Below are 22783 nucleotides of genomic sequence, written 5' to 3' on the forward strand. Positions count from 1 at the left end.
AAGGAGAACAAGCAAGCGTTATCCCTGTCCAAATCTTGCGAGCTGACGCGCCTCGCGAGCGATTCAGCTCTATCACCTTCCTCCAACCTCATGTCCACCCCGACGTTTCGTTTCCCCTGCATGATCAGCGTTTGCCTGATTGCGTCCTCAGCCTATTCAGCGGTCAGCTTTGAAAAAGACCTGCTGCCCGTCATTACTAAGAAATGCGTTGATTGTCACAAGGCTCCGCATGTGGAAAACGGCCAGAAGAAGGAACCCAAGGCCGGACTGCGGCTGGATGCTTCCTGGGCCATCCTGAAAGGCAGTGAAAACGGGCCCGTGCTCACGCCCGGCGCCCCGGACAAGAGCGGCATCTATGAGTCCGTCACGCTGCCGAAGGATGACGACGGCCACATGCCCTCCAAGGGCGAAGATTTGACGAAGGAAGAAATCGCCCTGCTCAAGAAGTGGATTGAGGAAGGTGCGGACTTCGGCGGCTGGGTCGGCAGTGTGGAAGGCATGCCCGCAGGCGCGATGACGGAATCCGCGAAGCCTTACAAGCCGCGTCCGCACGATCTGTTTTATGCGGCTCTTGAAAAAGAGGTGAAGCCCCTTGCTGACGGCGTGCTGGCCAAGGCGAAGGCCGCCGGTGCGCAGGTCTCTCCGGTGAAGGTGGACAGCCCGCTGGTACGGGTGGATTTCCTCACGGGAGTCTCGAAGTGCGATGACGCGAAGGTCGCCGAGATCCTGCCGCTCAAGGAAAACATCGTGCAGCTGGATCTGGGGCGCACCATCATCACCGACGGTGCCTTGAAGACGATTGGCCAGCTGCCGCGCCTGGTATCGCTCGATTTACGCCAGACCAAAATCACTGATGCCGGCCTCGAATCCCTCATCGGGCTGAAGAAACTCGAGACCCTGAATCTCTACGGCACCGAGATCACGGACGCCGGATTGAAGCACCTGTCTAAGATCAAAAGCCTCAAGAATGTCCATCTCTGGCAGTCCAAGGCCACCAAGCCCGGCGTAAAAGAACTCAGCGCCGCCATCCCCGGCATCAAAGTCAGCATCGAATAATCCATCCCAACCGTAGCCCCTCATGAAAACGCGTCTCTTCCTTCTTACCACCATGTCCATGCTCAGCGCACTCTTTGGAACCGCCAACGCTGGCGAAGGCGAAAAGGTCAGCTACCCCGCTCCGGTGGTCTCTGGCATCAACCAGGACGGTGCCACGGTGAACTTCGCCGATGTGTACAAGAAGGGGCCGACGGTGGTCTTCTTCTACCCGAAGGCCGACACCCCCGGCTGCACCAAGCAGGCCTGCTCTTTGCGGGACGCCTTTGCGGATCTCTCCAAAGAGGGCGTGCAGGTGCTGGGTGTCAGCTTTGACAAGGCGGAGTCGCAGAAGGCGTTCAAGGACAAGTTCACGCTTCCGTATGACCTCATCGCCGATCCAGAAGGCAAGATCGTCGAAGCCTTCAAGGTGAAGAAGATGCTCAAAGGCCTGCTCTCACTCGCCTCACGCAGCTGCTTCCTCATCAAGGATGGCAAAGTGGTCTGGCAGGACTACTCGGCCGCCACCGACCAGCAGGCCGCTGACATCAAGCGCGTGCTGGCCGAGGTGAAGTAACTCGCCCAGCTCTGAAAGTAGCAAAGTTGTTTCAATCAAAAGACCGCCGGTGTGCAACTGGCGGTCTTTTTTGCTTTTTAGATTAACGCCAGCGCGTCAGTGCTGTCTTTAACACACCGCGTGATCATTCCCCCAGTTCTCCAAACTTCCCCATTCTCACGCCTCTGCGTGGTTGCTGTGCTGCTGCTGGCGGCGCAGGTGGGAGTGCGTGCGGACTGGCGGGATGACATTGGCTACACTCAGCTGGCCGCCGAGCTGGGCGCTGCGGTGCCGACTGGCGCGGGCATCGTGTTGATGCAGTCCGAAGCCAATGATCAGACCTCGCCGCCCAACTACCTGCCGCAGGACGGCGGCCCCGGCTCGTTTGCCGGTGCCGGCTCATACACCGGCAAAACGTTTTTCGCCGAGTCCGGTGCAGGGGTGGTGCTGAGCCATGCGCAGTCCGTGGCCTCCTTTTATTATGCCAATGGCACCGGCATCGCTCAGGGAGCCACGGAAATCCACAACTACACCGCGCTCGACTTCATCAACCGGATCTACACCGGCTCCGGCCCGGAAGTCCTGCCGGGCAGGGTGCAGAATCACAGTTGGAAAGGCACTACGGACGCCACCACGGACCCGCAGTTGCTGCGGAGTCTGGACTTCCTCATCAATCGAGATGGCCGCATCGTCACCGTGCCATTGGACAACAACACCGGGGCGCTGCCAGCATTGCTGGGGAACAATTACCATGCCCTCACCGCCGGCCTCCGCTCCGGCGTCCACAGCCTGGGCGGCACCAACACGGATGGCTCCGGACGCATGAAGCCCGATCTCGTGGTCAATGTCGGGGAGACCAGCTATGCCGCACCGGCCATCGCAGGCGCAGGAGCGGCGCTGCTGCAGTCCGCCGTGGCCTTGGGCAACACCAACGCGGAAAAGCCCCAGGTCATCAAGGCGCAGATGCTGGCGGGAGCATCGAAACAAAATCTGCCGCAATGGGTGCGCCAGTCCGATGCCACACCGTATGACGCCGTCTTCGGCGCTGGCGAGCTGAACATCCGCAACGCCTACTACATCCAGCAGGCGGGCCAGCATGCTTTTTCGACCAGCACTGAATCCCCCTCACGCGGTTGGGATTTTTCCACCAGCACCACCAACTCTTCGGGCCGGCGTTATTTCTTCAGCATCCCCGCCGGGCGCTACGCCACCACGTTCTCCGCAGCCGTCACCTGGCACCGCACGGTCGATGGTTTTCCCGGCTCGTACACCAGCACTCTGTCAGACCTCAATCTGAAGCTTTACGCCTCCACCAGCTTCACGCCCGGCTCCACCGCGCTTTATTCCTCCACCAGCAGCGTGGACAATGTTGAGCACCTCTTTTGCTACAATCTCCCGCCCGGCCAGTACGTCCTCGTCGTCACCGCGAATTCGAGCATCCGCTCGTACGGACTGGCCTGGGATGCCCTGCTTGGCAGTGGGCCCGTGCTGACCGCCACCCTCACCGGCGGTCAGTTGCAGCTCAGCGCATCCAGTCTTGATCCCCGCGTCAGTTACACCATCGAAAGCTCCCCCAATCTGGTCAATCCCTGGACCACTGAGCAGACCTTTCGCACAGCGGACACCACCCCGTCCTTCACCCACACGTTCCAGCCCACCCAGACCGCCGGAAGTTATTTCTACCGCCTGCGCTGGACGCCGGTGAGGTGAGGAAGGTGGGTGAATGCCATTTCCCCTCCGCTCATGACGTGCGTATCCTCTGCCATGAATACGCGCACCGAGACAGACAGCATGGGGGCGATGGCCGTGCCGGCGGAGGCGCTGTATGGCGCGAGCACGCAGCGCGCGGTGCTCAATTTCCCGGTCAGCGGGCGCTGTGTGCCGCTGCCGGTCATTCACGCCTATGGGCTTATCAAATGGGCGGTGGCGCGCGTGCATGAGGAACTGGGACTGCTGCCGCAGGACAATGCGGCGCTTATTGAGCAGGCGGCCTTGGAGGTGGCGGAGGGCAGGCACGATGCGCATTTCGTCATCGACATCTATCAGACCGGCTCCGGCACGAGCACGAACATGAATGTGAACGAGGTGGTCGCAAACCGCGCCTGCCAGATCGTCGGCAGGCCCCTCGGGGCGAAGGACCCCGTGCATCCGAATGACCATGTGAACATGGGGCAGTCCAGCAACGACACCTTTCCCACGGCGGTGCACATCGCCGTGGCGCAGGAGTTGAACCGGAGGCTTCTCCCGGCGCTGGAAACAATGCAGCAATCGCTAGCGGCGAAGGCGGAGGAGTTCTGGGAAGTGCTCAAAATCGGCCGCACGCATTTGATGGATGCCACGCCGGTGCGTCTGGGGCAGGAGTTCAGGGGTTACGCGAGGCAGGCGGAGCTGGCGGTGAGCCGCGTACACAAGGCGCTGAACGCCCTCATGGAGCTGCCGCTGGGCGGCACGGCGGTGGGGACTGGGCTGAACAGCCACCCGGAGATGCCCGCCCGCGCCATCCCGCTGCTCGCTGAAAAGACCGGCCTGCCTTTCCGCGAGGCGCAGGATCACTTCGAGGCGCAGTCCGCGAAAGACGCCCTCGTGGAAGCAAGCGGCCAGCTCAAGACGGTGGCCACCAGCCTTTTCAAGATCGCCAATGACTTGCGCTGGCTCAGCTCCGGCCCGCAGTGTGCGATCGGTGAGATCATGCTTCCTGCCACTCAGCCCGGGAGCTCCATCATGCCCGGCAAGGTGAACCCCGTGATGTGCGAAAGCCTCATGCAGGTCTGCGCCCGGGTCATGGGCAACGACACCACTGTCACCTGGTGCGCCGCCAACGGGAATCTGGAACTGAACGTCATGATGCCCGCACTCGCGGCGGCGCTGCTGGAAAGCATCGAGCTACTGACCAATGTCACCGCGCTCTTCGCCTCACGTTGTGTGAGAGGCATCGTGGCGAACGGGGAGCGCTGCACGAATTTCATCGAGCACAGCCTCGCGATGGTGACCGGCTTGAATTCCAAAATCGGCTACGACAAGGCCGCTGAAATCGCGAAGCAGAGCGCCAAAACGGGGACGCCCGTGCGAGAGCTCTGCCTACAACAGCTTGCAGAGCTGGGCATCACAGAGGCGGAGCTGAACGAGGCGCTGGATCCTGCCCGGATGACCACGCCGGATGCAGGCATGGTGGGCGGCGGCGGGGGATGATAACAAAGAATCCTCCTTTTCGTCCTGCATCAAATCGGCGCGGGAACTCCGCCCAAAGGGCCCACCCGCGCGAGCTGGGCTTTCTGGGCGGCCATTTTCACCAGATGGGTCTCCGGGGCGGGCACGCTCGGGATGACGAGCACGGGGCGGCTGGCGTGCTGGATGACGCCGGTGGTGACGCTGCCGGCGAACAGATGGTACAGCGCGCCATGGCCATGGGAGCCCATGAGGATGATGTCGGGGGCGATGCTTGCGATCTGGTCCAGCACGGTCTCCAGCAGCAGGCCTCCAAACACCTGCGCCGTGGCCTGCACTCCGTGATCGATCAGGGTGTCGCGCATGAGGAACAACTGCTGCTGCCGCGATTTGAACACGTCCGGCGGGACGGCGGGCGGCTCAAAATCCACCACCAGCGGCTCTGGTGGCACGACGTGGACGAGAACCACATTCCCCCCGAAGGCCCTTGCGTGCTCTTCGGCTTGCTCGAGGACTTGAGGGCTGACATCGGAAAAATCGATGAGTGCGAGAATGGTTTTCATGGCTTGAGAGGAGGTGGTTGGTGCGCGTTGCGTGTCCCAGTATGCATACGAATCCCGACCCGCATCCGGGCGGGGCGATCAGCAGCGGATGGAGGCTGCCGCAGGTGTCACGTCAGCCACCAGGCCAGCGCCGTCTGCTGCGGTTTGAGCGTGGCCAGGGTCTGGAAAGGCGGGCTGGCGCGGATGGATTTTTCAAACTCCGGCAGCTCTGAGGGCAGGCTGCACTGGCAGGTGCCGGGCTCCAGACCCATCAGGTCAGGGTCAGCAGCGTAGGTCAGGGTCAGCGAGAGCTCGCTCATGCCGTCCTCATCTTCGTCTCCAGGTTCGATGAAATGGCGCGAAAATTCGAGCTGGAAGGTTTTTTCAGTGCCCTGCTCGTTCACACCCCACTGGCAGTGCAGGGTGTCGCCCTCTTCATCCAGAATGCAGTTCTCCGCCCGCACATCGCGGTAGAAGGCCTCCATCTGCGCCAGCGCGGTGGCTGCATTTAGGCCCTGCACCGTCATCCCGGCGTCGGTGACGGCGGCTTCAAACGTGGTGGCGGAATCGGCAGGTTGCATGGCTCACGAGTACATCGGCATGCGATCTTGTTTCGGTGGTACTGAAATCGGGCTGAAGCGGGAAGGGGAGGGACTATTTTTTGATCGCCTTTCCCTGCGGCATCACTCAGCATGCCCGGCGCATGAGTTCCTCCACCCATCCCATCGTTATTCTGGCTGTGCTCGGTGCCGTGGCCACGGTGATCATGCTGATCACCGTGTTCCGGGTGCGCAGCTGGGGGCTGAAGGTACTTCTGGTGCTCATCGCCCTGGTGACGCTGGCCCCGGCCGGGCTGGTGGTGTACGCCATGCATCCGGAGTGGATGGACGCCCGCTACCGCAGCTACAAATCCTTTTACGAAGGCATCCGGCTGGGCATGACACGGGAGGAGGTCATGGCCCTGCAGACGCAGCTTTACCCGGAAGGCGGCCCCCGCCAAAAGCCGCAGATCATCATTGATGAAGAGAAAAGCCTGACGTTTTTCATGCATCCGGAACATTCAGCGGAACCGAATTGCGAGGGTATTTTTTTGGTTTTCGAGAACGGGAAGGTGAAGTCTAAAACCTATTCCCCGGACTGAATCCCCATGCCTCTCTGGAAACGCCTGCTGCGCCTCGTCGCCATACTCATCCTCACACCGGTGATCTTTCTGCTCAGCTGCCAGTCCAGCCTGATCTACCACCCGAATCCTTACCGGGCGGAGTATGAGAGCATGCTGCAGGCCGACAGAGGGGAGCGCGTGCTTTTTGAGACGTCTCAGGGCCACCAGACGGCCTTCTACATTCCCGCGCGCAGACCTGCCAGCGGCCTGCCGCAGACGCTCTGGCTGTGCTTTGCCGGAAATGGATCCCTGGCGCTCGACTGGCTTTATGAGACCGCCACGTGGGACGACCGCTTCGCCTATCTGCTGGTCGATTATCCCAGCTATGGCGAGTGCGAGGGCACCCCGAGCCCGGCGCGAATCCGGGAAAGCGGCAAGGTGGCGGTGGAGGTGCTGGCCAGGCACCTGCACACCACCCAGGCCGAACTGCAGCCCCGTCTGGCGGTACTGGGCCATTCCCTGGGCTCTGCGGCGGCCCTGATGGCGGCGGATGATCTGGACATCCGGCGCGGGGTGCTGATGTCCCCTTTTACCACAATGACGGACATGGGCCGCATCGTGCTCGGCTGGCCGCTGTGCTACCTGAACCAGCACCGCTTCAACAACCGCACATCGCTGCGCCACGTGGCCTCCCGTGCCGGGGCGCGGTTCGTGATCTTCCACGGCGCGGAGGATGAGGTGATCCCCGTGCGCATGGGGGCGGAGCTGGCGGCGGCCCACCCGCAGGCGGTGACTTTTCACGCCGTTCCCGGCGGGCATCACAACGACCTGCTGGACCTGATTTCACCCCAGATCGGTCGGGCGATGGCGGAGGTGACGGCGGGCGCGAAGCCGTAAGGCACACGGCGGTTGCTTTCAGGCGCTGCTGTGCTCTGATGGGGGCTCAATCCCCACCCACTAGCTCATGTCCGCGCCCTCCTCTACTTCGGAAAAATCCTCCTCCATCTGGTCTGTTCTCAATCTGATCATCGGATCAGTTCTCGGCGGGGCTGTTTTGCTGTGGGTGCTGGCCTTTATTTTTGACGGTCTGGGCTCCCTGCGTCCGAAGGCGAAAGCCGCAGCTGCTGCTCCGGCTGCCGCTGCTCCAGCCGCCCCCGGCGCTGCTTCTGCCCCTGCTGCCGGCACCGCCGCCGCTCCGGCTCCTGCCGCTGCCGCCGCTGACCTGCCTGTGCTTGAAATCACCATCAAGCCGGACGCCGCCAACCCGCTGGCCTATGACACCAAGACCATCAGCGCCAAGGCCGGCCAGAAGATCAAGCTCACCTTCACCAACACCCACCCCACCCTGCCCCAGCCGCACAACATCGTGATCGGCAAGCTCGGCACCAAGGACAAGATGATGGGCATCGCCATGGGCGCCATGACGCTGGTGGACAAAGGCTACATCCCGGACTCCCCGGACATCCTCGCCCACACCAAGCTGCTTCAGCCCGGCAGCAGCGAGACCATCGAGTTCACCGTGCCAGCCGCCGGTGACTACCCCTACTTCTGCACCTTCCCAGGACACGTCGCCATCATGAACGGCGTCCTCACCGCGCAGTAATTTTTCACCGTCCCCAGCCATGGCCGTCTCCATCAGCGTCGATTACGAAGGCGGCCTGCGCTGCCGGGCCACGCATGGCCCTTCGCAAAACCAGTTCATCACCGATGCGCCGGTGGACAACCACGGCAAAGGCGAGTCCTTCAGCCCCACCGACCTCGTGGCCACGGCGCTGGCCACGTGCATGGCCACCGTCATCGGCATCAAGGCCCAGCAGAAGGGCTACGATATCGCAGGCATGAAGGTCAGCGTGGAAAAGCACATGAGCGCGGACAGCCCACGCCGCATCGTTGGCCTGCCCATCACTATCCAGATCCCGCTGCCGGAAGACCACCCAGACCGCAAGCTCCTCGAAGCCACCGCCCTCGGCTGCCCCGTGCACCACAGCGTGCACCCGGACATCGACAAGCCGGTGACGTTTGTGTGGGGTGTGTAGTAGTTGGGGGTGAGTTTGATAAGGCTTCGGAGTTGAGCGTGCGAACTGTGCGAGTCGTGCAAATCATCAGTGCCAACGGTGGGCGGGAGCTTTTCAGAGGGCGCATGCGATGAGGCAGCAGGCCCAAGCTGGGACGAAGGCTTCCAAGGCCGCGCACAGCGCATCCCTGCCCTCCAGAACAGTGCGTGCCGCAGAGCGGGTAGGGAACCGCTGCGCGGGTCCGTGATTTCGGGTCTGTCGCTTCGCAGGCGATCAAAATGGTGCGCCGTCCTGAAACCCTCCGACAGCACAAGGCGGAGGCGTTTGAAAAGGGGGAGTGCGATGAGGCGGCAGCCCACGCTGGGACGAAGGATTCTACGGACGCGCACAACGAGTCCCTACCATCCCTGAGGCGTTGAAGCACACGCCTGGACCATGATGGATTGATGTCCTTCGCGCTTACCGCACCCAGCGTGCGCCGCTGGAGAGGCCCACGTGCCAGTCGCGGAGGTGCATGTCGGAGTAGTCGGTCTTGCCCTGGGCGCCGATCATGGTGGTGCCGGTGGCGCGTCTCCAGGCTTTGCTGAAGCTCTCGGCGGTGTGGCAGCCCCAGCTTTGGCAGTAGGCTTTGCCGCTGAAGGCCCAGCGGCTGATCTTGCGCAGATCATTCTCATGCAGCCATGCGGTGGAGGTGGCATACACGTCGGAGCTGTAGTCAAACATGAAGCTGTACTTGTTCGAGTGGCCGAAGTACTCGAAGCCGGAAATCTTGAGATTGCCGCGGCCGGACTGGCCGTTGTTGATGTAGTTGATGAGTTCGTCCGTGCTGCGGAACCACACGAGGTGGATGTAGGGGTAGGCCTTGGTCACGGACTCCACATTCTGCGTCAGCGGCTGGTGCTCGGCGGCGGCGCGGCGCACGTAGGCGTCCCGGTACACCAGCCAGGTGATGCGGGTGCTGGCAGGGACGGTCTTGTGGATCTCCTGCATGCGCACGCGGGCGGTGCGGATGAAGTTGCCCCACCAGCGGTCGTGCTGCTCTCCGGGCCGGCGCAAATCCTCAAACCCGCGTGACGCAGGCCCTCCACTGACGACGAGGTATTCGGTATCTGCGGCGGCCTTGGTGACAAGGCCGCTGGTGAGCAGGAGAAGCGCGGTGAAAAGCAGGCGGATCATGATGGGGCTAACAAAGCACGACTACTTCGTTTCGACGAGCTTGAAGTTCTTGAACTGCACGACCATCGGCGGGCCGGCGTGGATCTGCAGGGCCAGGAGGCCTTCCTTTGGCGCGTTGGCGGTGTCTTCATCCGTCACGTCGATGGTCTGCTGGCCGTTGATGAAATGCTGCACATGGTTGCCCTTGGCCACGATGCGGTACTCGTTCCAGTCTTCGGACTTGATGCTGGCCTGGATGGCGGCGCTGTCTCCCACGCTGCCGGTCACTTCCACCACGGCCTTCTTGCCACCGTCGGCGGCGGGCTTGATCACGGTCTTTTCACCGCGCTTGGCCAGGATGCCACGGCCGCGCTCTTCGTAGAGGATGCCGCTGTAGGTCTTGCCGGCCTCGAAGTCGGCCTGGTAGCCGCTGATGATGGGGCCGTTTTCTCCGGCATTGAGCTCCTTGCTGCGGTACTGCACGCCGGAATTGCCCTTTTCGATGCGGTATTGGAACGTCAGCACGAAATCGCTCACGGTGCCGCCTTTCCAGACCAGGAAGGTGTTGTGCTTGAGGATGCTCTTGACCGGAGCGTCGGGCTTTGCCGGATCTGCAGGAGCAGCCGGGGTCTTGCCGGTGATGGTGCCGTCCTGCACGCTCCAGAGGTCCTTGTTGCCTTCCCAGCCGGTGAGATCCTTGCCGTTGAAGATTTCTTTTTCTTCCGCGCTGGCGAAGGAAAGGGAGGCGAACAAGGCGGCGAGAGCGAGGTGCAGTTTCATGAAGGATGGTTGTGGTGGTCGGGCGAGGTTTAACGCGCAGGCCCGGGGTTGTCTATCGCTTTGCAGGAGGCGGAAGGATGGGTCGCTCTCGCAAAGAGTGGGAGGTGGGGCAGGGATGGCGGAGCCATCGAAGGCATCTGCGGAGCAAGATCGTGATCTTCTTGAAATGGAAATGGGTGCTAAGTCTGCTATACACCGCGCACGATGCCACTGCCCCGCTTCCTCTCTTCTCCCGCTCTGTGGCGTTTTTTGGTCGTGCTGTGGTTCGGGGTGCTGTTCTGGCTGTCCTCCCAAACGCATCTGCCATCCCCCGCGAGTTTTGAGGGCGTGGACAAGCTGGAGCATGCGATCTTTTTCTCTGCCGGCGGCATGTGCTTTCTGCTCAGCCTGCGTCTGGCGGGGCGTGCGCAAGGCACGGCCGTCGCCATTCTCGCTTCGGTCCTGTTCTGCGGTGCCATCGGCGGCTTTGATGAGTGGCATCAAACCTACACCCCGGGCCGCAGCGGCGGGGATGTGTGGGACTGGACCGCTGATTTGTGCGGCGGGTTGATTGGTGCTTTTTTGGCCCTGAGGGTACAGAAGTGGCTGGTGAGAGCTCCAATGAAGGCGTGACAGTTTTTGGAGCGCGGCTGCGGTAGCTGCCGCTTTCGAGCGTCTCGTGGTGGGCGTATGCTGAGAGGCCTGCGATATCCCCATCAGTTCCCGCATTCGGTATCTGCGCACATGCGTGCGTCACTCAGCACGTCTAAAGCGGTAGCTGCGCTCGTTCCGCGCTGCGCAACCGCAGTCCAAATACCCAAGTGCCTTACTTCAGCGGAAACCACCACATCAGCACCGCGGTGAGGAAGACGTTCGCGAGGGCGAGCTCGAAGAACACTTTCCAGCCGAGGGCCATGAGCTGGTCAAAGCGGAAGCGGGGCAGGGTCCAGCGGATGATGATGAAGAAGACGATGAAGGCGAAGACCTTGGCGAAGAAGGTGCCGATGTGCAGCAGGCCGGTATAGAACGGGGTGGTGTCCGGCGTGTAATGCAGCTGCAGCGGGATGATTTTCTCCAGCAGCGGCCAGCAGGGGATGCTCCAGCCACCAAGGAAGAGCGTCACCGCCATGCCTGAGCCGATGATCATCGCGGCGTATTCACCCATGAAGAACAGGGCGAACTTCATGGAGCTGTATTCGGTGTGGTAACCGGCCACCAGTTCCGTTTCGCACTCGGCAAGGTCGAAGGGCAGGCGGTTTGTCTCGGCAAACATGGAGACGGTGAAGATGACGAAGGAGATGACGATGGGGATCAGCAGCACCCAGCGTGCGACGCTGAGGCCTTCGCCCCAGAGCGGCAGCAGCAGCCAGCCGTTCGCGTCCTGGAAGGCGGACATCTTGGTGAGGTTCAGCTCGCCGAAGATCATGAGCACCGGGATGATGGACAGGCCCAGTGAGATTTCATACGAGATCATCTGCGCACTGGCGCGCACACCGCCGAGGAAGGGGTACTTGGAATTGGAGGACCAGCCGGCGAGGACGATGCCATACACGCCGAGGGAGGCGATGGCGAAGGTGAAGAGCGGCCCGATGCTCAGGTCTGCGATCACCATCTTGACCGGTTCGGCGATGCCGAGGAAGGAGAGGTTCAATTCACTGCCGAAAGGAAGCACCACACAGGTGAGCAGCGCAGGCACCACTGTCATGCAGGGGGCCAGCCAGTAGTAAAACTTGCGCACATGGGCGGGCACAAAGTCTTCCTTCAAAATGAACTTCAGGCCGTCAGCAGCCGCCTGAGCCAGCCCGCCGATGCCGAAGGGCTGCCAGTCTTTCTTGAAGCCCAAAAGCGTCAGCGGCACGCCCACGCGGTTCGGACCCACGCGGTCCTGGATCACAGCGGAGATGCGTCGCTCAAAGTAAACCGCGATGGAAACCAGCGGGAGGATGACCAGAAAAGTGAGAAACACGATCTTCCCCACCGAGACGGCGAGCGCAATGAGATCGAAAGTGGCGAGCGTGGGAGTGAACATCGGCAGGGCGATTATCAGGACGCAGCGAGGAGCAGCAACCCGATTTTGTGAAAAATTTCACAAGCGCCTTGTCTCGCCATCTTGAACGGGGGCTTTTCGGCCTCTCACTTCACCGGATCCGTGAAGGAGCGCGGTTTCGGCGCAGGCCGCGTGCCCTGCTCATCTCCCATCGGGGCGATGTGCTCCGCGATGCGGAAGACCGCGAGGATCAGCTCCACTGTCACGCGGGCGACGATCAGGTAGAGCAGAAAGGCCGCCGGGGCGACGATGATGCCCCACCAGCTGTAGAAGAGCCAGGAGATGGCATACATGAGGGCCGCCAGCAGGCTCAGCACATACAGCATGCGCACGAGGTGCGGAGTGACGAAGCGCTTGAAGGAGAGATCCAGCACGAGATCTAGCACGGCGCGGATCTGCTGCCACAGGCTGGAAAGCGCGGAACTGGAGGGGGGCTCGGCATTCATGGCGGCAGAGTAGGCTCTGACCCTGCGGGCGCAACCCGCCAAATGCGCCGGAAGAGGGAACCTTGGGGCGGCGTTGGAATACTGGTTGCGTGTTTTGACAACCGCAGGCAGAATCCGCGCCTCTTTTTCCGCCCTGTGGCCAGGTGCATTAACAGAGAAGTTCATCGACAACCCAACACCGTCAAAGTCATGCCTGCGAAATCCAAGAAACCCGCAGTTAAGAAGCCCGCCGCCAAGCCCGTGAAAAAGGCTCCTGCCAAGGCGGTGAAGTCGAAGAGCAAGCCCGTTCCAGCCAAGGCCGCCAAGCCGGCGGCGAAGTCCAAGAGCAAACCCATTTTGAAGAAGGCGACGCCGCAAAAGCCCGCCCCGAAGAAAACCTCCCCCATGCCTGTGAAGAAAACCGCCCCGACAAAAGCTGCCGCCAAGACACCTGCCCCCGCCAAAAAAGCCGCCGCGAAAGCCGCCGCGAAAGCCGCTGCTCCCGCCAAGAAGGCTCCTGCCAAAGCTGAAAAGCCCGCAGCCAAGGCTGAGAAGCCTGCTGCCAAAGCCGCCCCTGCTTCTGCTCCAGCACCTGTGAAGGTCGCCCCTGTCGCCGCTCCGGCTCCAGTCAAAGCGACGAAGTCCTCCAAGAGCACGCCAGCCCCGCTGGTTCCCAAAGGCCGCACTTCCGTTTCCACCACCGGCACACCACGCTCACGCCTCAACCGCGAAGAAGAAGGCATCACCATCGACATCGCCAAGGGCCCGGTCAAGATGACCCCCTTCCTCAAGAAGCAGAAGCAGCGCCTGATCGAACTGCGTGACGCCTACTTGAACTCCATTGAAGGCGTGGCCAGCGAGACCATCCGCAATGAAAACGGTGACTCCTCCGCTTTCGGCATGCATCAGGCCGACGCCGGCAGTGACGCCTATGACCGCGACTTCGCCCTCAGCCTCCTCGGCAAGGAACAGGACGCCCTCTACGAAATCAACGAAGCGCTCAAGCGCATCGAAACCGGCACCTACGGCCTGTGCGAAGGCACCGGCGTCGATATTCCTGAAGAGCGCCTGGAGGCCATGCCCTTCGCCCGCTTCTCCGTCACCTATCAGGAAAAGCTGGAGCGCAGCCAGATGAGCGGCCGCTGGAGCCGCCCTGTACATTCCCTCTTCGGCCTCGACAATGCCGACGACGCTTCCGACGACGACAAGGACGATGATGACGCCGCTCCGAGCTCTTCGAATAACAACTCAGGCGAATCGCTTGACTTCTCCAAAGAGTGACCTAGCCTCTGCGCCCCAAATTTATGCCGCGAGAAATCATCACCCTTGAATGCACCGAAGCGAAAGCCGCAGGTATGCCGCCCTCCCGCTACGTGACCACGCGCAATAAGAAAAGCGTCCGCACTCCGGGCCGTCTTGAGAAGGTGAAGTTTAATCACTTCATGAAGAAGCGCACCCTTCACCGCGAAACCCGCTAATTTTTACCCCAGACTGCCATGCAACCGAAGACCAAAGAACGCATGTCCAACTTCCGTCGCGCGAATCGCAAGATGCCGCGCCGCCGAGTGGACATCCCGGTGGAGAAGATTTCCTACACCAATCCTGAGCTGCTCGCCCGTTTCACCACGGAATCCGGCAAGCTCATCCCCCGCCGCATCACTGGTCTTCCAGCCTGGCTGCACCGCGTGGTCGTCCGTGAGATCAAGCGCTCCCGCGCTGTGAACCTCATGGCGTGATTTTCCAGGGTCTGCCCGTAAAGGGTCCCTTTTGATCTGCTTCCCACTGTTGCATTACGCGGCAGTGGGAAGTTTCATTTCCAGCCTCGTCCATGTCCGCCCTTACCGACACGCAAAACGAACGCGATGAACGCCGTCTGCCCATTGATCGCGTGGGCGTGCGCAGCCTGCGCTTTCCCCTGAGCATCCGCGACCGTGATGCCGCCGTGCAGCACACCGTCGCCACCGTTTCCCTGGCCGTCGACCTGCCGCACCAGTTCAAAGGCACTCATATGAGCCGCTTTGTGGAGGTGCTGCATGCCCACGGCAAGGAACTGACCGTCTCCAACATCGTCGCCATGCCGCGTGAGCTGATGAAAAAGCTCCATGCTGACAAGGCTCACGTGGAAATGCGCTTCCCATACTTCCGCGCCAAAAAGGCCCCGGTCTCCGGCGCTGAGGGGCTGCTGGACTACGGTGTGATCTTTGAAGTGAACACGGACAAGGAGAAGACCGACTTCGTCCTCACCGTGGAAGTGCCCGTGACCACGCTTTGCCCCTGCTCCAAGGCCATCAGCGCCCGCGGTGCCCACAATCAGCGCGGCACCGTCACCCTCGCCATTCGTTTCAACGATCCCGTCTGGATCGAAGACCTGCTGGAACTGGTGGAACAAAGCGCCAGCAGCGAGCTGTACAGCCTGCTCAAGCGTCCCGACGAAAAGTTCGTCACCGAAGCCGCCTACGACAATCCTGTCTTCGTCGAAGACCTCGTGCGCAACATCGCCGTGAAAGCCAAGGCGCATCCGCGCATCACCTGGTTCCGCGTTGAAGCAGAGAATTACGAATCCATCCACAATCACAACGCCTGGGCGGTGATTGAAAGCCACACATCGCCATCATGAGTTACGTCACCGCCGTTCTGCCCACCGACCAGCCACCGCTGATGCACCAGGCGGTCGATGAGGCCGTCCGTCTGCTGCGTGAGGGTGAAGTCGTCGCCCTGCCCACCGAAACCGTCTATGGCCTCGCGGCCAACGCGCTCGATGCGGAAGCCGTGGCGAAAATCTTCGAAGCCAAGGAACGCCCCACCTTTGACCCGCTCATCGTCCATCTGGCCAGCAAGGAGCAGATCGACCTCGTGGCCGATGTGCCGCCTGAGATCGCTGTGACGCTGAAGAAAATGGTCGAGCGCTTCTGGCCCGGCCCCCTGACGATCCTGCTGCCCAAAAAGCCCATCGTTCCCGACCTCGTGACCGCCGGGCTGCAGACCGTCGCCGTGCGCGTCAGCTCCAATCCCATTTTCCGCCGCGTCATCACCGATCTTGGCAAACCCATCGCGGCCCCCAGCGCGAATCGTTTTGGCTCCATCAGCCCGACGTCCGCCAGTGCCGTGCTTTCGGAACTCGATGGCCGCATCCACCTCATCGTCGATGCCGGTGCGTGCATGTTCGGACTGGAGTCCACCATCATCAAGATCGAGCCCGGCAGCCCGAAGATGTTCATCGACATCGTGCGCCCCGGCCCCATCACGGCAGAGGATTTGAAAGCCTATGGCAAGGTGCGCTACACTACGCGCACCGTCGTCGATGAAGCCACCGCCGCCCCCGGCCAGCTGGCCTCCCACTACGCGCCGAAGACCCCGCTGCGCCTGCTGGAGCGCCCTTCTGATTTCATCCCCGAAGAAGGCAAACGCTACGCCCTCATGAGCTACCGTGGCGAAGAAAAGGATGGCTACCTCAATCTCTGCGAATGGGAGGAAGTGATGATGCTCAGCCCCGGCAACGGCAAGCTCCCCGAAGCCGCCGTGCGCTTCTTCTACGTCCTCCGCGCGCTCGACAAGCTCGGCGTCGACGAAATCATTGCAGAACCGTTGCATGAACATGGCATGGGAATCGCCATGATGGACAAACTGCGGCGCGCGAGCGGCCGCTACTCCTCATGAGCGAAGAAAAAAAAGACTCCAACTCTCAAGCGCGGTCCACCGGGATCGTCTCCATTGCCATCCTCTGCAGCCGTGTGCTCGGCCTGGTGCGGGATCAGATGCTGAACGGCTTCTTCGGCTCCGCCTTCACTGGCATCTTCACCGCCGCCTTCCGCACGCCGAACATGCTGCGGGATCTGTTTGCTGAAGGCGCGCTCTCCACGGCCTTCGTCACCACCTTCTCGAAGAAAATGAAGACCGAGGGCGATGAAGCCGCCTGGGTGCTCGGACGCAAGATGATCTCTCTCTCGATCTGGTTCATGAGCATCGTGGCCATCGCCGGCGTGCTGCTCTCGCCGATCATCTTCCGCATCCTGACGCCCGGTCTTAGTGAAGAGGCCAAGGTACTCGGCATCTGGCTGGCTCAGATCATGTATCCCTTCATCGCGCTGGTGTCAGTCACCGCGCTGGTCATGGGCATGCTGAATTCGAAGAAGGTGTTCTTCATTCCCGCCGTCGCATCGGCGTTCTTCAATCTCGGCTGCATCGTGGGCGGTGTCGTGCTCGCATGGCTCATTGATCCCGGTTTCCGCCATGGGCATGTGAGCGAAAAAGGCCTCACCGGTTTCGCCATCGGCACGTTGATCGGCGGTGTGCTGCAGCTCGCGGTTCAGCTTCCTTCGCTCCATCGTGTCGGGTTTCGTTTTCGCTTCGACTTCGGCTGCAAAGATCCTGCGGTGAAGGAAGTGCTGCACCTCATGTGGCCTTCGATGCTCGCCGCCAGCGGCACCCAGGTGGCGGTGTTGCTCAATTCCATTTTCGCCTCCTACACGCCGGGCAAGGAGTCCGCGCTTGCCTGGCTGGCGAATGCCCAGCGCCTTCAACAATTGCCGCTAGGTCTCTTTGGTGTCGCCGTGGCCACCGTCACGCTGCCCATGCTCTCACGCCTTGCCACCGAAGGCATGACACCCGCGTTTCGTGCTGCATTGGCCAAAGGCCTGCGGCTGGTGCTCTTCCTCACGCTGCCCTGCGCCGTTGGCCTCACCCTGCTGTCACAGGAGATCATTTCCGTCATTTTCGAGCACGGCAAATTCAATGCTCAGGACGTGCAGAACACCGCCGCACCGCTGCAGGCCTACGCTTTTGGCCTGATCTTCTACGCCGCCATCAAGGTGCTGCAGCCTGCGTTTTACACCATCAACCGCCGCTTCATTCCCATGCTGGTCAGCATCGGCGTCATTGCGTTCACGGCCACGGTGAACTCCATCACCGTCTTCGTCTTCAAGTGGGATCACACCGCACTCGCCTGGGCCACGGCGGTTGGTCTCTCGCTCAATTTCCTCACGCTGTACCTCTGCATGCGCAAGTTTGCCTCCGGGCTTGAAACGGGCTCTCTGGTGCAGTCGCTCATCAAGCTCCTCATCGGCATTGCCGCCATGTCCGCCGTTTGTTTCGCGGCCAAGTACACGATCATGGCGGACTGGTCGCATCTGAATTTCATGCTGCGCTGCGTCGGCCTTGGCGTCAGCATCAGCGTGGCCGCGGCCGCCTATTTCGCGGTCACCAAGAAGCTCCAGGTGGAGGAAGCCGGCGAATTTCTCTCATTGCTAGGCCGCCGCTTTGGCAAGAAGTAACCGGCCATGCCGCTCCAACGCTTCTGGTTCCAGATTGCCGCCTTCCTTGCTCTCGTGTGGGCCGGTGTGGGCGTGGTCATGTGGGTGACCGAGGATTCGGTTTTTTCGTCCGAGAAGACGCTGGCGCTCATGGCGAACGCGCCGTGGCTGGCGGACGAAGATCTCGCTGACGCGCCGCGCAAAGCATACCTGGACAAGGTCATCAGCTCCATCATCAAGCTCGACTTCAATCAGCGCAGTGAGATGCGTGAGGACGGTCTGGAAACCATGGACCACTTTTTCAAATCGCTGACCGATGAAGAAAAGGGCCAGTACGTGAACCGCACCGTGGAGGAAAACTTCAAGGCCGTGATGAAGGGCCTGGAAAAACTGCCCGCCGAAGACCGCCGCCGCATCATCGGCGGCATCCAGCGCGAGATGAAAAAGAAGGCTTCGAAGAATCCCGAAATGCAGATGATCTTGGATCAGGACGCCGCCAGCTTTGAAAAATCCTTCACCAAGGACATGGGCCTCTTTTTCAAAGAGGCGCCGCTCTCCATGAAGCTGGAAATGGCTCCGATGCTGGAAGCCATGCAGGGCCGCATGCAGGGCATGCGGATTCGGTAAAGTTGACCTGTTCCTGAGGAACAGGGGATCCCTTGTTGCACAGCAACAAGGCTACTTTTTCCACCCCATCGGTTGCGTCCAGGCCATCTCTTTCTGCCCTTCGAATGACGGATTCGCATAGGGCTTTGAAGAGGTGATGACCGCACGGAAATACAGCTCCTTGCCGCTGGGTTTCCAGACGATTTCTTCGCCTTCAATGGTCGCCAGCGTCTTGCCAATATCGTCCGAATACAGAAGGCGCGGAGGATGCAGATCATCGGCCACCGGAGGAGCCGGGCGGGTGGTTGGGTCGTAACCATGCAGCGTGCCGCGAATCTGCGTGCTGTAGGTGACTCCGGGCTCCTTGTGAATGCGGATGCGCAGCTCGCCATCCTTGAAGCTCACATCGTCCAGCGTCACGCCGGAGGAGGCATAGAAATCTCCGGCCTTCATGGCTTTGACGATCTCAGCAGGATCGAGCCTCGATGCGCGCACCATTACCCAGCCGCGGCCGGGGCCGTTTTCCTCACCGTGGTAGCGGTGGGAGTCATCGGTGCCCACGCCATACAGCGGCGGTGCTTTGAATTCGGTGATGCGCAGTGTGTTGGCCACGTCCCAGATCTTCTCATGGCCCATGCGAGAGGCATCGCCTGGGTAGTTGATGGTGGGGTGGCCGTTGTAGATCTCCCAGAAGTTTTCTTCCAGCACCGCCGCCAGATCCTCGGCTGAAAGCGCCCATCTGAAGTTCGGGTGATTGATGTGCGAGAGCATCGGCACGCCCAGACGCTTGGACTGCTCGTTCACCATCTGCAAATTCGCACGCATCACTTCCTGGATGCTGGTGAGGTCTTTGACCGGCTTGATCTCCTCCTTCAGATTCACCGCATTTAGATGAATCGGGATCTTGCCGAAGCCTGCGCTGATCTCTTCCGCCTGAACGAGCAAGAACTTCCCCGGCTCCTCAAACTTGGGTCGGTACTCCTCCAGCTTTTTCAGCCGCACCTCGGTCACACCGTCTTTTTCACGCGTCGTCACCCATTCATCACCGAAGCGGGCGCGATACTTTTCCATCGTCGTCTTGCCCAGAATACGGCGGCGCTTTTCGATCGCGGGTTCACTCATCCATACCTCCTTAGCCTGGAGCACGTTGTGGTCGGAGATGGCCAGGAAGTCGTAGCCATGCTGCTTGTACCAGTCTGTGATCATCTCCGGAAAATCATTGCCGTCGCTCCACAGGGAATGCGTGTGCGTGTTGCCCTTGTACCAGCGCGTCTGCTGGGCGGAGGCGGTGTGAATCAGGCCGAGGGCAAGAAGACTGAGAAGGGTTGGACGCATCATATTCGAACGTTCGCAAACGCGCCTATCTCACTTGGAATCTCGCGGCACCACGATGATGGCATTGCGCACCGCCCAGCCGGGCTTTTCAAACTGAACGGCACCGGATTCGTTGCGACACCAAAGGCCGGTGGAAGGACCGCCATCGAGATTGAGCGCACGTTTCACCTTCATCTCGGTGATGATGCCGGGAGTGACGAGGATATGGGCGAGTTCCAGCAGGCCGGTGCGTTTGGCGGTGCCGATGGCCCAGCGGCCTGCGGCATCCGTCATGATGAAAGTGCGGTGGTTGCGCGGTTCCGGCTCTTTGCCCGGTGGCACCGGCCACTCGAGACCTTCGCTAACCAACCACGGACTGCACTGCACGAATTCGCTGATGTCTGCCGCGTCTTGGAACTCGTTGCTCCAGACGAGGGAGGCCTTGCCCTGCCTGACCATCAGCCCGCCCACCCATTCTCCTGCGATGAACTTGTCGCTGCGAGTTCCTTCGGCGATTTCCAGCCCTACCGGGCCAAAGTTTCCACTGACGTTGAAGTAACCCCCGTTGCAGACGGCCAGCGCTTTCCTGGCGTGACCGATTTCATCCAGCTTCCAGGCTGTTCTGGGATCGCCATTGGCCACCACGTGCAGTTCGCACTGCTTCTCATCAAACACGACGAGCCTGATTTCCGCCTTGGCAGGCCCGGCGATTTGTTTGACGACATGGAAAGCTCCAGAGCTCAAAGGCTCGGCTTTGGACATGGAGACCAACCGCCACGGCTGTGCCTGAGCACTGCAAGTCAGCAGGAACAGGCAAAGCAGCAGCTTCATGGCATCACTGCTCCACCCGGAAGATGTGCATCGACATGCCGGTGGGGTGCAGCGCCACATAGTTGTCCGCGCCGCACCATTCGTAGGTTTGATTGTGCAGCAGGTCGGTGACTTTGAAGGGGCGGCTGCTGTCCAGGCCGAGGGCCGGCAGATCCAGATGAACCATGCCGATGGCAGGATGATGGGCATCGTGGCTGATGACGCAGAGGATGCGGTTGCTGAAGTCGGGCGTGACCTTGCTGTAGCAGAGCATCTGGCCGTGATCGGCGCCGTGGAAGCTGAGGTTGTCGTAGAGATGCATTGCTGGATTGTCGCGGCGGATCAGGTTCAGCATGCGGATGAAGGACGTGATGTTGCCCAGCTGATTGTAGTCGCGCTGCTTCAGCTCGTACTTTTCACTGTTGTCGTACTCCTCCTTGCCGGGATACGGATCGTTCTCACAGAGTTCGTAGCCGGAGTACATGCCCCAGCAGGATGAAAGGGTGGCGGCCAGTGCGGCGCGGATGCGGAACATCTGCGAATTGGCATTCTGCAGGTGGGCGGGCAGGATGTCCGGCGTGTTGGGCCAGAAATTCGCGCGGTAGTACCAGCGCATGTCCGTGCGCGTGAGCTCGGTGGCGTATTCGGTGAGCGACTGGCGGTCTTCGCGCCAGGTGAAGTAGGTGTAGCTCTGAGTGAAGCCCACCTTGCCCAGCACCTGCATCATCTTCGGTTTGGTGAAAGCTTCGGCAAGGAAGAGCACATCGGGATCCTTCCGCTGAATGGTGGCGATGAGCTCCTCCCAGAACGCGACGGGCTTGGTGTGAGGATTGTCCACGCGGAAGATCTTCACGCCGCGGTCCACCCAGTACTGCACCACGTCGATCAGCTCCTTCCACAGGTTGCGCCAGTCATCGCAATGGAAGTTCAGCGGGTAGATGTCCTGATACTTCTTCGGCGGATTCTCGGCGTAGCGGATGCTGCCGTCCGGGCGCTTGTAAAACCACTCCGGATGATCTTTGACGTAAGGATGGTCGGGCGAGCAGTTGAGCGCAAAATCCAGCGCGATCTCCAGTCCGCGTTTCTTCGCTTCCTTCACCAGCCAGACAAAATCCTTCTCTGTGCCGAGCGCGGGTTCGATATTGCGATGCCCACCCGTCGGGCCACCGATGGCCCAGGGGCTGCCCACGTCGTCAGGCTTGGCCGTGAGCGTGTTGTTTTTGCCTTTGCGGGCCGTGATGCCGATCGGGTGGATCGGCGGGAAGTAGATCACATCAAAGCCCATGTGGGCCGCGTGGTCGAGACGGCCCAGGCAGTCGCGGAAGGAGGAATGCTTGTCACTGCGGCCTTCGGCCCCACGAGGGAAGAATTCATACCAGGCGGAGAAGCGGGCGCGCTCGCGTTCTGCGGTGGCGCGAAGCGTATCTGAAGTGGTGGACTGCGAGCGGTCCGGATACTGATCCATCAGGCTCTGCATCTCGTCCGAAAGCAGCACGTCCATGAGATCCGCAGCTTTCATCGACGCGAGCAGATCCGCGCAATCTTCCAGCTGCGTTCCCGCAGTCGGCACACCTGCCGCGCGTGCGCGCTTGGCAGCATCGCGCAGCAGCCGAGCCCCTTCCTGCGCCTCGATCGGCACATCCGGATCTTTGGCCTGCACCCGCACCGCAAACGTCTTTTTCCAGGAGCGGAAGGTGTCGCCCCAGGCCTCAACGACGTACTCCCAGCGTCCCGCTTTGGAAAAGCTGCACTGCCCATGCCAGCGGTCATTTTCAGTTAGCTTCATCGGCGCTTCAAACCAGCGGCGCGATCCCGTGAGCCGCCAGCGCAGCACCGCGCTCATCACATCGTGCCCGTCTTTGAAAATGTCACACCACACATCCAGCGGCTCGTCGATCACACGCTTGACCGGATGCCGTCCGCCATCCAGGCAGGGGTAGAAGTTCTCGATGACGACAGTGGGCGCATGGGTGACGGACATGGGGGGAGGGGAGGTTTGCGATTGT

At 61.1% G+C, this 22783-nt stretch carries 25 protein-coding genes; 16 read left to right on the forward strand and 9 right to left on the reverse strand.

Translation table 11 applies throughout. The features are described from left to right. Nucleotides 1–90 precede the first annotated feature (90 nt). From AC24GY_RS00305 to AC24GY_RS00320, 4 genes are all read left to right on the forward strand, one after another. Nucleotides 91–1056 carry a c-type cytochrome domain-containing protein gene (locus tag AC24GY_RS00305; protein WP_487679305.1) on the forward strand — a complete coding sequence of 322 codons (966 nt, stop codon included), beginning with the start codon at nt 91–93 and terminating at the stop codon, nt 1054–1056. A gap of 22 nt (nt 1057–1078) precedes the next feature. Beyond that, nucleotides 1079–1609 carry a peroxiredoxin gene (locus tag AC24GY_RS00310; protein ID WP_397381800.1) on the forward strand — a complete coding sequence of 177 codons (531 nt, stop codon included), beginning with the start codon at nt 1079–1081 and terminating at the stop codon, nt 1607–1609. Between the two features lie 120 nt (nt 1610–1729). Next, complete coding sequence (locus AC24GY_RS00315; RefSeq protein ID WP_487679308.1) at nt 1730–3298, forward strand: hypothetical protein; 1569 nt, start codon at nt 1730–1732, stop codon at nt 3296–3298. 54 nt (nt 3299–3352) lie between these two features. After that, nucleotides 3353–4777 (forward strand): class II fumarate hydratase, encoded by a 1425-nt coding sequence (locus AC24GY_RS00320; RefSeq protein ID WP_487679310.1) that lies wholly within the window; start codon nt 3353–3355, stop codon nt 4775–4777. A gap of 29 nt (nt 4778–4806) precedes the next feature. On the opposite strand, the gene AC24GY_RS00325 is transcribed toward AC24GY_RS00320, so the two are convergent. Continuing rightward, on the reverse strand, nt 4807–5316 hold the full coding sequence (locus AC24GY_RS00325; RefSeq protein WP_487679312.1) for a universal stress protein: 510 nt from the start codon (nt 5314–5316) through the stop codon (nt 4807–4809). Between the two features lie 107 nt (nt 5317–5423). Continuing rightward, a complete protein-coding gene (locus AC24GY_RS00330; RefSeq protein WP_487679314.1) occupies nt 5424–5876 on the reverse strand; it encodes a hypothetical protein in 453 nt (150 codons plus the stop codon). A gap of 122 nt (nt 5877–5998) precedes the next feature. Between AC24GY_RS00330 and AC24GY_RS00335 the strand changes: the two genes are divergently transcribed. The 4 genes from AC24GY_RS00335 to AC24GY_RS00350 all read left to right on the forward strand — a co-directional run bounded on the left by AC24GY_RS00335 (nt 5999) and on the right by AC24GY_RS00350 (nt 8433). Continuing rightward, nucleotides 5999–6436 (forward strand): hypothetical protein, encoded by a 438-nt coding sequence (locus AC24GY_RS00335; protein WP_422321077.1) that lies wholly within the window; start codon nt 5999–6001, stop codon nt 6434–6436. Nucleotides 6437–6442: 6 nt separating this feature from the next. Continuing rightward, on the forward strand, nt 6443–7294 hold the full coding sequence (locus tag AC24GY_RS00340; RefSeq protein WP_487679316.1) for an alpha/beta fold hydrolase: 852 nt from the start codon (nt 6443–6445) through the stop codon (nt 7292–7294). Nucleotides 7295–7361: 67 nt separating this feature from the next. Next, nucleotides 7362–8000, forward strand: coding sequence for a plastocyanin/azurin family copper-binding protein (locus tag AC24GY_RS00345; protein ID WP_487679318.1), 639 nt, complete (start codon nt 7362–7364; stop codon nt 7998–8000). 19 nt (nt 8001–8019) lie between these two features. After that, entirely contained in the window at nt 8020–8433 is a 414-nt protein-coding gene (locus tag AC24GY_RS00350) for an OsmC family protein (RefSeq protein WP_487679320.1), read from the forward strand. Nucleotides 8434–8871: 438 nt separating this feature from the next. On the opposite strand, the gene AC24GY_RS00355 is transcribed toward AC24GY_RS00350, so the two are convergent. Together AC24GY_RS00355 and AC24GY_RS00360 are read right to left on the reverse strand one after the other, a co-directional pair. Continuing rightward, complete coding sequence (locus AC24GY_RS00355) at nt 8872–9588, reverse strand: hypothetical protein (RefSeq protein ID WP_487679321.1); 717 nt, start codon at nt 9586–9588, stop codon at nt 8872–8874. Nucleotides 9589–9609: 21 nt separating this feature from the next. Beyond that, entirely contained in the window at nt 9610–10347 is a 738-nt protein-coding gene (locus AC24GY_RS00360) for a 3-keto-disaccharide hydrolase (RefSeq protein WP_487679323.1), read from the reverse strand. Nucleotides 10348–10551: 204 nt separating this feature from the next. Here AC24GY_RS00360 and AC24GY_RS00365 point away from each other — a divergent pair, with 204 nt between their 5' ends. Then, nucleotides 10552–10959, forward strand: a complete 408-nt coding sequence (locus AC24GY_RS00365; protein ID WP_487679325.1) for a VanZ family protein — start codon at nt 10552–10554, stop codon at nt 10957–10959. Between the two features lie 193 nt (nt 10960–11152). On the opposite strand, the gene AC24GY_RS00370 is transcribed toward AC24GY_RS00365, so the two are convergent. Continuing rightward, nucleotides 11153–12355: a complex I subunit 1/NuoH family protein gene (locus AC24GY_RS00370; protein WP_487679327.1), complete on the reverse strand. Its 1203-nt coding sequence runs from the start codon at nt 12353–12355 to the stop codon at nt 11153–11155. Nucleotides 12356–12459: 104 nt separating this feature from the next. Next, nucleotides 12460–12819, reverse strand: coding sequence for a DUF4282 domain-containing protein (locus AC24GY_RS00375; RefSeq protein WP_487679329.1), 360 nt, complete (start codon nt 12817–12819; stop codon nt 12460–12462). A gap of 189 nt (nt 12820–13008) precedes the next feature. Here AC24GY_RS00375 and AC24GY_RS00380 point away from each other — a divergent pair, with 189 nt between their 5' ends. The 7 genes from AC24GY_RS00380 to AC24GY_RS00410 all read left to right on the forward strand — a co-directional run bounded on the left by AC24GY_RS00380 (nt 13009) and on the right by AC24GY_RS00410 (nt 18674). Then, the gene (locus AC24GY_RS00380) at nt 13009–14079 is read left to right on the forward strand and encodes a TraR/DksA family transcriptional regulator (protein ID WP_487679331.1); all 1071 of its coding nucleotides are present in this window, start codon (nt 13009–13011) and stop codon (nt 14077–14079) included. A 23-nt stretch (nt 14080–14102) separates the two neighbouring features. After that, nucleotides 14103–14276: a 50S ribosomal protein L33 gene (gene rpmG / locus AC24GY_RS00385; protein ID WP_294397372.1), complete on the forward strand. Its 174-nt coding sequence runs from the start codon at nt 14103–14105 to the stop codon at nt 14274–14276. Nucleotides 14277–14294: 18 nt separating this feature from the next. Next, nucleotides 14295–14534, forward strand: a complete 240-nt coding sequence (gene rpsR, locus AC24GY_RS00390; RefSeq protein ID WP_294397375.1) for a 30S ribosomal protein S18 — start codon at nt 14295–14297, stop codon at nt 14532–14534. A gap of 92 nt (nt 14535–14626) precedes the next feature. Beyond that, a complete protein-coding gene (folE2, locus tag AC24GY_RS00395; protein WP_422317239.1) occupies nt 14627–15415 on the forward strand; it encodes a GTP cyclohydrolase FolE2 in 789 nt (262 codons plus the stop codon). After that, nucleotides 15412–16455 carry an L-threonylcarbamoyladenylate synthase gene (locus AC24GY_RS00400; protein WP_487679334.1) on the forward strand — a complete coding sequence of 348 codons (1044 nt, stop codon included), beginning with the start codon at nt 15412–15414 and terminating at the stop codon, nt 16453–16455. The genes folE2 and AC24GY_RS00400 overlap by 4 nt, the downstream gene beginning before the upstream one ends. Further along, the gene (murJ, locus tag AC24GY_RS00405) at nt 16452–18068 is read left to right on the forward strand and encodes a murein biosynthesis integral membrane protein MurJ (protein ID WP_487679336.1); all 1617 of its coding nucleotides are present in this window, start codon (nt 16452–16454) and stop codon (nt 18066–18068) included. The genes AC24GY_RS00400 and murJ overlap by 4 nt, the downstream gene beginning before the upstream one ends. Nucleotides 18069–18074: 6 nt before the next feature. Beyond that, nucleotides 18075–18674 (forward strand): hypothetical protein, encoded by a 600-nt coding sequence (locus tag AC24GY_RS00410; RefSeq protein ID WP_487679338.1) that lies wholly within the window; start codon nt 18075–18077, stop codon nt 18672–18674. 51 nt (nt 18675–18725) lie between these two features. Here AC24GY_RS00410 and AC24GY_RS00415 read toward each other — a convergent pair whose 3' ends face one another. The 3 genes from AC24GY_RS00415 to AC24GY_RS00425 are packed head-to-tail and all read right to left on the reverse strand — an operon-like array spanning nt 18726 to nt 22758. Beyond that, on the reverse strand, nt 18726–19991 hold the full coding sequence (locus AC24GY_RS00415; protein WP_487679340.1) for a CehA/McbA family metallohydrolase domain-containing protein: 1266 nt from the start codon (nt 19989–19991) through the stop codon (nt 18726–18728). Between the two features lie 27 nt (nt 19992–20018). Further along, a complete protein-coding gene (locus tag AC24GY_RS00420; RefSeq protein WP_487679342.1) occupies nt 20019–20798 on the reverse strand; it encodes a phosphodiester glycosidase family protein in 780 nt (259 codons plus the stop codon). A gap of 4 nt (nt 20799–20802) precedes the next feature. After that, nucleotides 20803–22758, reverse strand: coding sequence for an alpha-1,4-glucan--maltose-1-phosphate maltosyltransferase (locus AC24GY_RS00425; protein ID WP_487679344.1), 1956 nt, complete (start codon nt 22756–22758; stop codon nt 20803–20805). Between the last annotated feature and the right edge of the window lie 25 nt (nt 22759–22783).

This window comes from Prosthecobacter sp. Pr1, assembly GCF_057652315.1.